We start from the raw sequence: 13,916 nt of genomic DNA on the forward strand, positions 1-13,916 counted from the left end.
TTTCAAGAATTATTAGGTAAGCCGTCAGCGAGTTTTTCAACAAGCTTTAACCGCTCTTCATCGGTTGGATTGCTATCAAGTGCATGCTTCCACTGGAAACGAGCTTCAATCTTACGGCCAACACGCCAGTATGCATCACCTAAATGATCGTTAAGCGTTGCCTCATCAGGCTCCAGCTTAACAGCCTGTTCCAGATACTCAATCGCCTTCATATACTCACCAGTGAGATATAAAGCCCATCCCATACTATCCACAATAAAACCGTCATTAGGACGAGCCTTTACAGCGCGCGCAATCATATCCTTCGCTTGCTCAATATTCTTACCGCGATCAATCCAGCTATACCCAAGATGGTTAAGCACTACAGGTTCATCAGGTGCAATATTCAATGCCTCAATCATATCTGCTTCAGCGGCCTCCCAATCGCCTCTACTTTCGAAAGAAGCCCCACGAGCAAAATATGGATACCAATCATTCGCTGTAGGTGTCTTAATTGCTAAAATAGCACGGCTGTAATAGAGGATTGCTCCATCATAATCCTGACGGCCCTGCAATATATCTGCAAGATCAACCGACAACTTGCTGTTGCCCGGATGCTTTAACAGCTCTTTTCGGAGGAAAGCTTCCGCTAATTCAGCTTTACCTCCATATCGGTAAGCTTCAATTTTTCGCGCCTCCGCTATAGCCCTTCTCGGGCTATCAAGTGGCACCATATTATAGGCGGCGATAGCTTCTTCAATATTTTCAGCACGTTCAAACAGTGACCCAAGTACAAAATATGTATCTTCCACTTCAGGCGCCATAAAAGAGGCGATACGCATATATATTATTGAAGATTGCAAAGCATTATTTTGTGCAAGTTCAGTTCCTAAACGGAAGAAAATAAGGCCTGCTGCGCTTTGCGGTCTGCTCACTATCTGCGAAGGGATGCCACCGCGTACAATGTTTTGTCCCTCACGCAATAAATAAGGTTGGTTCTTAAATCGTTTGTTTTGCTCAGCCAGCAACTGAACAGCTTCTTTAAATCTCGCTTGCTTAATCAGCATATATGCATACGAAATAATAGGCTGAACGGAGGTAAGGCGATCACTTGATATTATTTCATTATACAGTGTTTCAGCACGTTCTTTTTCACCCAAATAATCAGCCATATAAGCCAAATGCTCATTGGCTAAGTTATCAAATCGTCTGGTCTTGAGCACTTCGAGTGCTTTTTCAGCTTGCTCCAAGTCACCTTCGGCGGCGAACGTCCATGCCTTCAAAATTGGCGTGATCAGAAAACCAAACCCTGTATCAAGATGTTCATCAAGCAAGGCTCGAACTCTGGGCCAATCCTCTTCCTGATAAACCGCCAGTATATGTAAAAGCTTGATTAAATGATCCTGTACAATCTCTTCATCCGACATCATACGGTTCGATACTTCAACGGCATCCTCAAGCTGGCCAGAATATAAAAGCTGAAAGAAAGCACGCTCCGCAACATAACGGCTGTCTGGGTCATTTTCTAAAGCGGAGAGATAATGTTTGGCAGCATCTCTATGCTGCAAATCTGTTTGCGATTGAATGGCTGCCAGAAAAGGGCCGTAGAAATTACCGTCAGGCGACGTATCTTCAAATTCGCTGCGGAGATTGGAAGGAACCGGTGCATTATTTTCAGAATTAACACCGGTTTCCGTCGTTGTTACGCAGCCACCAATGGCTAGAGCTAAACTGATGGCTAAAAGTGGCTGCAATCTCATTCTATGAAGGTACCTTACTCTTACATATTCGGGTAGTTTGGCCCCCCGCCGCCTTCTGGAACAACCCAGTTAATATTCTGTGTAATATCTTTAATATCACAAGTTTTACAATGTACACAGTTTTGCGCGTTGATTTGAAGCTTCATCTCAGCATCGTTATCACCAACATATTCATAAACACCTGCCGGACAGAAACGCTGTTCTGGGCCATTATAGTCTTTCAGGTTAATAGAAACTGGTACAGTCTCATCCTTTAGCTGAAGGTGAATAGGCTGATCTTCTTCATGGTTTGTAGATGAGAGGAATACAGAAGAAAGTTTATCAAATGAAATTTCACCATCTGGCTTCGGATAATCGATTGGTGCGAAATCCTTCGCTTTACCCGTTGCTTCATTATCTTTGTGCTTATGCTTCAATGTTGGCATCAAACCACCAAGCCCCAGCGTATTCATCCACATATCGAAGCCGGAATAAAGTGTACCGATTTTCACACCGAACTTACCAAGTGCCGGACGCGCATTCCGCACTTTATAGAGATCTTTATAAATCCAGCTGTTGTTGAAATCTTCTTCGTAACCTTCAAGCAGCTTTTCACCTTCGGAACCACCAACGATTGCTTCAAATGCATTTTCAGCCGCCAGCATGCCAGATTTCATAGCGTTATGGCTGCCTTTAATACGTGGTACGTTCACAAAACCTGCGGCACAGCCAATAAGTGCGCCACCCGGGAAGAAGAGCTTCGGCACAGACTGCAAGCCACCTTCGTTAATGGCACGCGCGCCGTATGCTACACGACGTCCACCCTCAAGGATTTTACGTACCTCAGGGTGCGTTTTGAAGCGCTGCATCTCATCAAACGGTGACAGATGTGGGTTTTCATAATCAAGCGTTACAACAAAACCGATAGCGATCTGGTTGTTTTCCTGATGGTAAATGAAACCACCGCCAGCTGTGGTGTTATCAAGCGGCCAGCCCTGTGAGTGGATCACGCGGCCCTCAACATGGTTCTCTGGCTTGATATCCCAAAGCTCTTTGATACCGATACCATATGTCTGGAACTGGCAATCTTCGCGGAGGTTAAATTTCTCTTCAAGTTGCTTTGAAAGAGAACCACGGCAACCTTCCGCAAACAGTGTATATTTCGCATGAAGTTCCATACCCGGTTCATGGCTGGCTTTTGGTTCACCATCGCGGCCAATACCCATATCACCTGTTGCCACACCTTTAACCCGGCCATCTTCATGGTAAAGCACCTCAGCACCTGCAAAGCCCGGGTAAATTTCTACACCCATTGCTTCAGCTTGCTCTGCAAGCCAGCGTGTTACATTACCAAGAGAAACGGTATACATGCCATTGTTTGAAAGTAGTGGCGGCATGATGAAGTGCGGCATAGATGTTTTGCCATTTTCAGACAGAACCCAATGCTGGTTATCTGTTACAGGAACATTAAGCGGTGCGCCCTTTTCCTTCCAATCAGGAATAAGTTCATTAAGCGCGACAGGATCAACCACCGCACCAGAAAGGATATGAGCGCCAATTTCAGAACCCTTTTCGATCACACAGACCATGAGCTCCTGATCTTTTTCCTGAGCCAGCTGCATCAAGCGAATAGCGGCAGAAAGACCCGCCGGGCCACCACCAACAATCACTACATCAAATTCCATGGATTCGCGTTCCATGCGACACTCCTTCAAACTTCCTATGCAAAGCCCACTTGATTGCCATGGGGCTTAATTCTTTCGGTTCCTATCCATCAGGCCTGACCCTAATCTGGACCGCTTCTGAACCTTTTCAAGTGTTATGCCCTGCCCCCTTAAAAAGGTCAAATACTTGAGGAAAACAAAACCGTTACGCCCCGTTAATATTGCACCGCACAAAAACATTTTCAATTTAGTAAAAAAATTCGATGCATTTACTTTTTTTTCGAAGCTATACTCAGGCACGAACAAATCAGTTGGGCACTTATGAATATTGAAACTGCAGATACAAGAGAGCTAAGCGCACTGCTTGCATGGTATATAGCCATGGGCGCAGATGAAGCCGCTGATCTCGAACCGGTTGATCGTTTCGTTATTCCGGAACCTGTAGCGAAGCCTCAAAAGGGCCAGCAACAGGAACGGTCCCGTCCAACACCTATTCAGGCACGCCCAGCCAAACCCGCGATTGGAGCTGGCATTGAAGCGGCTGAAAAAGCCGCCGCGGCTTGCACTAACGTGGAAGAACTGGAAGCAACCCTGAAAGCCTTTGATGGTGGCATGCTCAAACGCTCGTCGAAAAATACCGTATTTGCTGACGGCAAGTTAGGGGCTGACTTGATGATTATCGGCGAAGCTCCCGGCGCCTATGAAGATCGGGACGGCAAGCCCTTCATTGGCCCTAATGGTGATATGCTTGAGAAAATGCTTACAGCAATTGGCCTTAAGCGTGATGAACATGTTTATTTGTCAGATGTATTGCCATGGCGTCCCCTTGGGAATACCAAACCAGATGATGCAACCATTGCCATGTGCCTGCCGTTCCTGAAAAAGCATATTGAACTTGCTAAACCTAAGTATCTCTTGCTGATGGGTGTTGTTTCCGCCCAAGCTGTGTTGGGGACAAAAGATGGCATTTCCCGCCTGCGCGGAAAATGGAAAGATATTGAGATTGGCGGTCAGACTTTTGCCGCAATGGCGACATATCACCCGTCCTATCTTATGGCACAACCACAAATGAAAGGCGCCACATGGCGCGACCTGCTTGCTGTTAAGGAGCGACTAGAATCCTAATGCGTATGTTTAAACTAGCCTTTTCTCTCGCCCTTACACTAAACGTGTTCATAGCTGGTACCGTATATGCCGCTGAAAACACCACAATTCCAAAAGTTCTTAGTAACGAAGATATCAGCCGCTACCAGCGTATTTTTGAACTTCAAGAACAAGGGCAATGGAAAAAAGCCGATAGGCTTATCAAAGGCCTCGACAATGATATTCTAATGGGGCACGTGCAGTATCAGCGCTATATGCATCCACGAAAATATCGCAGTCGTTATGGTGAACTGGCTGGATGGTTGAAGCGTTATGCGGATCATCCTAAAGCATGGGCTGTTTATCGCCTTGCCAAAAAACGCCAGGGCAGAGCACGCGCGCCGCGCAGACCAGTTGAAACACGCTACCCCGGTGTAACAGGACAATCTGCTAAGGCAAAACCACCAGTACCACGCCGCACACGTCTTGAACGCCGTGCTGTAAGCAAATTCCTCGCAAACGTACGCAAGCAAGTAAGACGCGGAAACCCAGAACGTGCCGAGAAGCGTTTCTGGGCGATGGAAAAACGTGGCCTTGCTGCACCTCACGAACTAGCCGCAGCGCTTGAGCGCATTTCTGCCAGTTATTATTATAAGGGCAATGACTTTAAAGCTCTGAAACTTTCAACATTGGGCGCAAACCTTGCCCGAGAGATTGAACCTACAACTGACTGGATCGCAGGCCTTTCTAACTGGCGATTAGGAAACTATGACCAAGCTTATGAGCACTTTTCTATACTAGGTGAATCGGAAAGAGCTTCTGATTGGCTTTTATCTGCAGGGCAGTTCTGGGCAGGCCGCACCGCTTTTCGAATGGGGGATTCATATGGCGGCACAATACATCTGAAAAATGCAAGTGATTATTCTGAAACCTTTTACGGCCTTATAGCTGGTCGACAACTTGGTATTAAGCCTGAGATTGATTGGACTGTTCCAACTCTTTCAAACACTGCAATGGCAAACTTACTGCAACATCCAGCAACTCGCCGCGCGCTTGCTCTGATGGAAGTAAGTCGGAATGATGTAGCCGATGAAGAACTACGCCTACTGTGGGGCCGGAAAGGTACTGCTGTACAAGATGATCTTCTCGCACTCGCTGCCAATTTAAACCTTCCAGCTATTCAAACTCGCTTAGCTCGTGCAAGTGGTACGGGTAAACTCGCCCCAACCTCAACACGCTATCCGTTACCAGATTGGCAACCTGCCGGGGGCTTTAGTATCGACCGCGCACTCCTGTTTGCGATGGTGCGTAAAGAAAGTGACTTCCGTAGCCGGGCAAAAAGCCGTGCTGGTGCTGGCGGCTTGATGCAAGTGATGCCAGCCACAGCCCGCTTTATCAGCCGTAAAGGTTCAAAGCTTTTGCGCAGAAACCGCCACCGCCTGTTTGAGCCAGAATTCAATATGGCACTGGGCCAACAGTATATTTCACACCTTCTCGATATGGAATATGTGGACGGAAACCTCTTTATGGCACTCGCTGCATATAATGGCGGGCCGGGTAGTCTTCTTGAATGGCGTAAAGAAGTACCTTACCAGCAAGACCCCCTTCTTTTCATCGAATCTATTGGATTTTATGAGACGCGTGACTATATCGAACGGGTGATGGCCAACCTGTGGCTCTACCGTATGCGCCTTGGGCAGGAAACGCCAAGCCTGGATGCTGTAGCGAGTGGTGCATGGCCTGCCTTTGATGCACTGGACACACCAGAAACTGTTGAAGCTCTCCAGCGCGCTGTAACCTTAACTGCTGAAGGACAAACTCTCCGTGCCGAAAATTGATGAAAGTCGCCCATTCATTCCCGTTAATATCGCTGTAATGACTGTCTCTGACACGCGTACCTTTGAAGATGATAAATCAGGCGATACGCTTGCGGACCGTGTAAAAGGCGCAGGTCATAATGTCGCGGACCGAGTGATTGTGAAAGACGATAAAGCGTCCATCACCAAGCAGCTTGAAATATGGATTGAAAGCGAAGATGTGGATGTGGTGATTTCAACTGGCGGCACTGGTATTACTGGCCGAGATATCACTCCAGAATGTTTTGAAGCGCAATACACCAAAGCTATTCCAGGCTTCGGTGAACTGTTCCGAATGCTCTCTTATGACCTGATCGGCACAAGTACCATTCAAAGCAGAGCAACGGGCGGCATCGCTAAAACCACTCTTCTGTTCGCGCTACCTGGTTCAACGGGTGCTGTTAAAGACGGCTGGGATAAAATTCTGGTAACGCAGTTAGACAATCGCTTCCGCCCTTGTAACTTTGTTGAATTGATGCCCCGTTTTGGTGAACAATAGCCAATATAAGATCATTCAAAACCGCCTGAAACAGTCTTTAAAATACGACTATAGAGATATAAAATTTTTGTTATCAGGGAAAACTGCAATTAAACAACTATAGCGGTTTTCCCTTAGTTTCTGCGCACTTCAGTTCAACAATCAGCCATCCAGCGATAAATACCATCTATGAATGCATTCATTGCAAACTAAAGATTAGTATAATATAACATACTACATTCAAACGAATGGGAGGTTAAATTATGCGGTTAACATCAATTGTCGCCATTTGCATCGCCTTTACGGCACCGGCAGTGGCTGATAATCACAGCGAAGAGAAAGGCACCTTTAAACAAGCTTATGCAGCTTATCAAACTGCCGTTAAAACAGGTACCAAAGAAGATAAAATTTCCACGGCTCTAAAGGCGTATAAGCTTGGAAAAACTGTCTATCAAAATGACCCTGAAACTTTGGCTAAACTAGCCATCAACTATGGTCTAACGGAAGATCAGCCTCATAAAGCCATTACGGCATTGAAACATGCCTATAAATTGAGAGAGGATATTTACGGAGAAAACTCTCCCGAACTCGCCCCTCTTTTGATCTACATTGGTAATGCTAAAGCAAGAAGAGATCGTCGCTTTGATTTCTACAGCGAATTTGCCCGCGCAGGAAAAGTTGTAAAGAACACATATGGTGCAAATTCTACAGAATACGCCCGTTTCAATCTGGAAATCGGTAAAACGGCATACAGACACCAAGACCGTTCAGCAATCAAATATCTAAATCGTGCTGAAGCGATTTTTAGCATGGATGCAAACAATGCAAATAAAGAGGACCATGCTCTTTCGAAACTGTGGCAGGGTAAATATTACCTTGCAGATGAGAACTTTATTAAAGCCACAGACGCACTGCTTTATTCCTTGAGCGTATTTGAAGAAACATCTCCCAATGCAGAGATCACTCTAACAAATCATGCGCATTTAATTGAAGCCTATGAGCAAAGAAATCTTCGCAATGAGGCGACAGCTCACTGTCAGGCAATTGGCCGGGCGCAACCGCAGGCTGATGATCAAGATTATCTTCCAGTGTTTGGGAAACAACCAACATACCCTCGCGTAGCTCTTGACCGCGCTCAGGAAGGTTATGCAATTGTTGAGCTTACGGTGGATGAAGAAGGTTTTGTGAAAAACCCTATGATTCTTGAATCAGAAGGCGGTAAATATTTTGAAACTGCCAGCCTCCGAGCGATCAATGAATTTCGGTACATTCCGCGCTTTGAAGATGGAAAACCTGTAGAAACAAATAACGTTACCTATAAGTTCTCTTACAAAATGAGAAACTAATATAATTCAGGCGCTATTTAATATGTTTATCGCCTGCTTTAATCCACCGCAGGCCAACCTTCCAAAGCGGGCGGGAACAATCTCATATTCGTATTCAACAAGCAGGTATGAAGAATAATGATAAAGGATGCGATAATAGCTTTGGCTTTGTGGTCTTTTTCTGTGTCAGCAACAGACCATGAAGCCCAACTCGCACAACATTCACAGGCCTATGCTGATGCTATGGCTCTTCACAACTATACCTCAGCACTCGTGAACGCTCAAAAAGCTCATTTCATTGCTAAACACCATATGAAATTGAAGGAAGATGACCTTTTCCCCTACCTGCACCGATATGCAATAGCCGCTCTTAAATTCAAAGAGAAATCAGCGCTGTCTCTCCTTCAGGAGGTGCTGAACTTACATAAAGAAAATAGCTCCTACTCCGATGATATTCACGGTAGATTATTGATACTCGCTGCGTCCGAGGCTCGGCAACGAGGCAGACCGAAAAAGGCATATGAATTTCTCGACAAAGCAAAAAAACTTGCCGTAGCCAATCATTCAGAGGCCCAAACACTGGGAGCGTTAATTGATCTGGAATTCAGCTATCTTCATTTCGAAAAGGGCGATATTGCAAGAGCAGCAAGATTTATTGATCAAGCCTACACAGTTTTAACAGATGGACGATCTGAAATTAGCCCGCTACAGCTGGCGTATGCTGAACTATTGCAAGGCGATATCCATCTTCGCCAACAAAATTGGGCTCAAGCTATTCCCCATTTTGAAACCGCCTACAATATTTACAAAACTGACAGCCTGAATTTCACCAAACTTAATGGTGAGCACAACGTAACAGCTGCCTACATTCTGAAACGGCTTGTCGCGGCATATCACAATCAAGGCGACACTGCTGGCGCAGAAGCCGCGGCGCTTGAATTTGCCTACACCAGATACTGGGAAGCTGGTTATTTGATTTACAATCCAACTGAAAAAATACCCTTTTGGTTATCTGAAAGCCTATCCGCTAAAAAAGAAAAACAAGCCGCCGGATATATAGCTTCCTATGAAATGACCGCTGCTGGCCGCAGAAAAAATATTGAGATTCACATAGCAAAAAACATCTCGGCAAAAGAAGTACAGCTCCAGTTCGAACAATCATATTATGTACCCAAATTAGAGAATGGAAAGCCCGTTACCGGGCGAGGATGCGAGGAATGCCAATTCCATGTTCGCTATTAAACCAAAGGGCTATCGCTAGCTTCATCCTCACCACTCGAGATGTAAAATTTTAACGAATTGGTAATTTCTCCTTTCCTCAAGGCCACCTGTCGCCTAATCTCTCGAAAAACAGAATAATGGGGAGTAGACGTGGGTATATTTAAACGTCTCGCTGTTGCAGCGCTTGTGGGCATCTTTTCCAGCGCCGGGGCAATAGCTCAGGAAACAACCGAAGACAGAAGCGGTTTTGTCAACACGGTGTCCGACGCGATTTATGCGCTTGAGGCATTTGTATTCAGCAATATCACCGTATTTGGTTTTGAAATCGCATGGATTGTTGCATTCCTCGCACTGCCGATGCTGATTTTGACCGGATATTTTATGTTCATCAATGTCACCAGCTTCAAACGTGCCTGGAAAATTGTACGCGGGGATTACCATGATGAAACTGCCCCTGGGGAGGTTACGCAGTTTCAGGCATTATCCACCGCCCTTTCCGGTACTGTTGGCCTTGGCAATATCGCGGGTGTTGCAGTTGCAATCTCCACAGGCGGACCGGGCGCCACTTTCTGGATGATCCTGATTGGTTTCTGCGCCATGTCACTCAAATTCGCGGAATGTACGCTCGGTGTGAAATACCGCGATGTACGCGAAGATGGCACAGTAGCTGGTGGCCCGATGTATTATCTGGAGCGCGGCCTTAAAGCGCGCGGCTGGGGTAAAGTTGGTAAGGCTCTCGCCTGGACCTACGCGATCCTTGCGGTCCCAACGTTGTTGCAGGTAGCACAGGTAAACCAGTCTTTCGAAGCTATCTCCGTTGTAACGGGCTTCACGTCAGAGGCAACAAAGTGGGGCTTTGGTGTCTTTATCGCAGCGGCTACTGCTGTTGTGATCATCGGCGGTATTAAATCCATCGCGAAAGTAACAGCGCGCCTCGTGCCTGCAATGGCAGGGATTTATATCCTCGGTGCTCTTGTTATCATCCTTGGGAACGTGTCAGCCGTTCCAGCGGCTTTTGGTACTATTTTCTCATCTGCCTTCTCGCTTGAAGCTGGTATTGGCGGCATCATCGGTACCATCATCATTGCTATGCAGCGTGCTGTATATTCAACAGAGGCCGGCCTTGGCTCTGCAACGATGGCTCATGCGGCTGCGAAAACAAACGAACCTGTATCTGAAGGCATGGTTGCCCTTATGGAACCATTCATTGATACAGTGGTCGTTTCCACGATGACAGCGCTTGTGATTGTGATTACAGGTGTTTACGTGGGCGGCACCGATGTAGCTGGTATTTCCCTTACATCGCAGGCGTTTGGTAGTGTGATTGCATGGTTCCCTTGGGTTCTTGCTATCGCAGCCTTCCTGTTTGGATATTCTACAATCATCAGCTGGGGCTATTATTCCGGCAAAGTTTGGGAATTTGTTTTCGGCGGCAGCAGCCGTTCTATGATGATCTTCAAAGTGATCTTCTGCGCAGCCCTTATTCCTGGTGCCGTATTCTCAGCCGGGGAAGTATATGCCCTTATGGACAGTATGTTCTTCCTGATGGCGGTACCAAACGTGATTGGTATTTATATCATGGCGCCTGAATTGAAGCGGGATCTTACCAGTTATCTGGCGAGGCTTCGTTCGGGGGAAATTCGCGAAACAAACGCATAATAAATTGAATTGGCAGCCTTCTGAGGCTGCCTTTTTTCTGGGAGGGAACAATGAGAAATCTATTAATCGCTGTAGCGGTCGCCTGTATTGCATTCAGTTCAGCAGTTGCCCGTGACGCCAAAGAAGATGTAAATACTGCGCTTACCAGCTTCCACACAGCAGCATCCAAAGCTGATTGGGACACATATTTCGGCCTGCTGACCGAGGATAGTGTCTTTATGGGAACCGATGCTTCTGAGCGTTGGAGCAAAGCTGAATTCCAATCATACGCTTCAAAAACACGCGGCTGGACATATACCAAAGAGAACCGCTTCATCTATATCGCAGCAGGCGGTAACACCGCTTGGTTTGATGAAATTCTCAACAACGAAAAATACGGCACAAGTCGCGGTACAGGTGTACTGATTCGCACAAATGATGGCTGGAAGATCATCCAGTATAATCTTACATTCCCTATTCCAAATGATCTGGCAGCGGGAATCACACAAGAGATTCAAACATTTGAAGCACGTCAAAAAGTAAACCCATAAGGCGATATTTATACACCCTTGCTAAAGTAACAAAGGAACTTCATCCTAATTATGGGTGAAGTTCTTTTTTATACTGATAGGAGGCTGGGGTGCCTGTTTCCGGAGTATTAGAACATCTTTTAGAATATTGGCAGGAATTGCCACGCCCTGAAGGGCAGTACATTCCGCCAAAGGCTGCGCTTACACCAAGTGACCTGCACGAGCTGTTGCCGCGCATTGCCCTTCTCAAACGACATAACCGCTATGATATCCCTATCCGTATGATGGGCACAGGGTCCAACACACACTGGCATAACCCTCATATCGGCATGAATGCGTTTGATTTCACCAGCCCACAAATGCACGAAAATACAGCACGGCTTTACGCAGCAGTGCTAGACCAACCCTGTGCGGCACTGCTGAGGAAGACAGTAGAACGTAAATCAGGGCCAGCTGATGTTGCCTCGCTTTATCTACCACTCGCTGATACAGAAGGAAATGCCAGCTATATTATCAGTTGCTCAATCTATGAAGACAGGCAGCCAATTGTAGATATCACAGACCGTTTGATCCTTGATCAGCAGAACATCAGGCAGCTGGAATATATTGATTTAGGGTACGGCACACCTGAAGTGATTTTTGATCGGCCTACGCCAAACCCTGCAATCCATTCACAGGCTAAAAGTGAGAAATGGTGGAACCGCTTTATGCCGTCCACACAAAAAGGCGCCCACCATAAAAAGCTTGATAGCTAACCAAGCCGCTCAACCATTTTAAACAGCATATTCGGGAAGAAACGCTTAACCCAAAGCGCATTCATTTCCATCCCTTTACCTACTGCAATCTCTTTCTTTTTCTTCTTGAAACCACGCATAATAACCTTGGCGCAGTCTGTTACATCCATCCCGCCAGAGATATTTTCGTCCATCTTGCCAAATTCAGTTCCGTCCCCCTTAAGCGCATTTTCCGAAATAGCAGTACGGATAAAACCGGGTGTAATAGTGGTTACAAAAATACCATCCTTGCTTGTCTCAGCCCGAAGAGCATCAAAAAAGCCCATCATCGCGTGTTTGGCAGCACAATAGCCTGTGCGCTTTGGTGCACCAACCTTACCAGCCACTGAAGCGGTTACAGCCATATGGCCGTTCCCCTGCTCCAGCATCACGGGTAAAACCTCTTTGGTGAGTGCAATCTGGCCGAATACATCTACTTCAAACAGGCGGCGGTAAGTGGCCATATCTGTCTCTAAACAAGTAGAGCGCTGTGAAATACCTGCATTGTTATAAAGCATATCAATACACCCTTTAAAGGCACGCGCTTCGGCTACTTTCTCCGCCAGGCTCGCTTCGTCTGTCACATCAAGTGGCAGCACCATCACATTCTCCGCAGCTGCACCTCGCGCTACGCAAGCTTCTTTCACCCGTGTGAGTTCGCTTTCCCGTCGTGCAGAAAGAATAAGGCTCGCGCCTTCTGTCGCCATTTCAAGTGCTACAGCTTCCCCAATACCTGAAGAAGCCCCTGTTATCCAAACAACCTGACCACTGAACATACCTACCTCCCCTGAAACTATTTTACGTAACTTTAGGGCTTATTCTTCGCCCGTCCACTTAAACACTGGCACACGTTTTTCAAGGAATGCCCTCACACCTTCTGTTGCGTCCATCCCTTCATGCGCATCACCAAAGATGTTAGCTGTTTCCTCATCATCATCCACTTGCCCATCCAGCACCCGCTGGATAAAGGTTTTCATCATGCGAACAGAATATTGAGACTGCTTTGAAATCTGCTGTGCGAACGCAAGTGTTTCTTCCTCAAGTTCATTTGGCTCAAATACCATGTCAATTAAGCCAATTCGTTCTGCTTCATCCACATCCATTTTGCGCGCACTAAAGAGAATAGATCTCGCCTTCGATGGCCCCACCAAATCAACCAACTGCTTGGTATCATTCAGTGGGTACACAAGCCCCAATTTGGCCGGCGTAATACCAAACTTAGCGCCGCGTGCCGCAAAGCGCATGTCACAGTGGATTGCAAGCCCGCAGCCTCCACCAACGCAAGCGCCCCATATCTGGGCAATCGTTGGCTTCTTAGCCCGGGCGAGCGACCGCTGCGCATTCCTGATGGCCAGACGGTTGCTTTCACGGCGTTCAGCAGATGTTGCAATGCCTTCAAGCTCTTCGAGGTCAGCCCCCGCGCAAAAAGCCTTATCACTACTGCCTGTTACAATTATCACCCGTACATTTGGATTTGCATCCAGTTCAACCACCGCGTTTGGGATTGCTTCCCACATAGCTTGCAGCATAGCATTCCGTTTCTCAGGACGGTTGAGTACAAGATAGCCAATACCGTCTTTCTCATCGGTATAAATCACGCCGCTTTTATCGCTGAAGTCCATCAAACTAT

Annotated in this window: 12 protein-coding genes; 8 read left to right on the top strand and 4 right to left on the bottom strand. The window is 46.7% G+C overall.

Annotated features, from left to right (window positions below; all coding sequences use genetic code 11):
• Positions 1-2: 2 nt before the first annotated feature.
• Positions 3-1,739 carry a tetratricopeptide repeat protein gene (locus MF542_RS03910; RefSeq protein WP_247016177.1) on the bottom strand — a complete coding sequence of 579 codons (1,737 nt, stop codon included), beginning with the start codon at positions 1,737-1,739 and terminating at the stop codon, positions 3-5.
• Positions 1,740-1,759: 20 nt separating this feature from the next.
• Positions 1,760-3,418, bottom strand: coding sequence for an electron transfer flavoprotein-ubiquinone oxidoreductase (locus MF542_RS03915; RefSeq protein ID WP_247016179.1), 1,659 nt, complete (start codon positions 3,416-3,418; stop codon positions 1,760-1,762).
• Between the two features lie 285 nt (positions 3,419-3,703).
• On the opposite strand from MF542_RS03915, the gene MF542_RS03920 reads away from it, so the two are divergent.
• The 8 genes from MF542_RS03920 (at position 3,704) to MF542_RS03955 (ending at position 12,268) form a co-directional block, all read left to right on the top strand.
• Positions 3,704-4,507 carry a uracil-DNA glycosylase gene (locus MF542_RS03920; protein WP_247016180.1) on the top strand — a complete coding sequence of 268 codons (804 nt, stop codon included), beginning with the start codon at positions 3,704-3,706 and terminating at the stop codon, positions 4,505-4,507.
• Positions 4,507-6,303: a lytic transglycosylase domain-containing protein gene (locus MF542_RS03925; protein ID WP_247016182.1), complete on the top strand. Its 1,797-nt coding sequence runs from the start codon at positions 4,507-4,509 to the stop codon at positions 6,301-6,303. Before MF542_RS03920 ends, MF542_RS03925 begins: the two co-directional genes overlap by 1 nt.
• Positions 6,290-6,820: a molybdenum cofactor biosynthesis protein B gene (moaB, locus tag MF542_RS03930; protein ID WP_343264844.1), complete on the top strand. Its 531-nt coding sequence runs from the start codon at positions 6,290-6,292 to the stop codon at positions 6,818-6,820. The genes MF542_RS03925 and moaB overlap by 14 nt, the downstream gene beginning before the upstream one ends.
• A 242-nt stretch (positions 6,821-7,062) precedes the next feature.
• Positions 7,063-8,145 carry an energy transducer TonB gene (locus MF542_RS03935; RefSeq protein ID WP_247016184.1) on the top strand — a complete coding sequence of 361 codons (1,083 nt, stop codon included), beginning with the start codon at positions 7,063-7,065 and terminating at the stop codon, positions 8,143-8,145.
• Positions 8,146-8,262: 117 nt separating this feature from the next.
• On the top strand, positions 8,263-9,366 hold the full coding sequence (locus MF542_RS03940; protein ID WP_247016186.1) for a hypothetical protein: 1,104 nt from the start codon (positions 8,263-8,265) through the stop codon (positions 9,364-9,366).
• Between the two features lie 135 nt (positions 9,367-9,501).
• Positions 9,502-11,004, top strand: a complete 1,503-nt coding sequence (locus MF542_RS03945; RefSeq protein WP_370650596.1) for an alanine/glycine:cation symporter family protein — start codon at positions 9,502-9,504, stop codon at positions 11,002-11,004.
• Between the two features lie 50 nt (positions 11,005-11,054).
• On the top strand, positions 11,055-11,534 hold the full coding sequence (locus MF542_RS03950; RefSeq protein WP_247016190.1) for a nuclear transport factor 2 family protein: 480 nt from the start codon (positions 11,055-11,057) through the stop codon (positions 11,532-11,534).
• 89 nt (positions 11,535-11,623) lie between these two features.
• Positions 11,624-12,268, top strand: coding sequence for a PAS domain-containing protein (locus MF542_RS03955; protein ID WP_247016192.1), 645 nt, complete (start codon positions 11,624-11,626; stop codon positions 12,266-12,268).
• Here the strand turns inward: MF542_RS03955 and MF542_RS03960 are convergent.
• Both MF542_RS03960 and MF542_RS03965 read right to left on the bottom strand, forming a co-directional pair.
• Positions 12,265-13,062: an SDR family oxidoreductase gene (locus MF542_RS03960; RefSeq protein WP_247016194.1), complete on the bottom strand. Its 798-nt coding sequence runs from the start codon at positions 13,060-13,062 to the stop codon at positions 12,265-12,267. The two genes, MF542_RS03955 and MF542_RS03960, sit on opposite strands and share 4 nt — an antisense overlap.
• Positions 13,063-13,101: 39 nt before the next feature.
• The gene (locus MF542_RS03965; RefSeq protein ID WP_247016196.1) at positions 13,102-13,908 is read right to left on the bottom strand and encodes an enoyl-CoA hydratase/isomerase family protein; all 807 of its coding nucleotides are present in this window, start codon (positions 13,906-13,908) and stop codon (positions 13,102-13,104) included.
• Positions 13,909-13,916: the final 8 nt, after the last annotated feature.

The sequence above is a fragment of the Kordiimonas laminariae genome (genome assembly GCF_023008165.1).
Lineage (GTDB): Bacteria > Pseudomonadota > Alphaproteobacteria > Sphingomonadales > Kordiimonadaceae > Kordiimonas > Kordiimonas laminariae.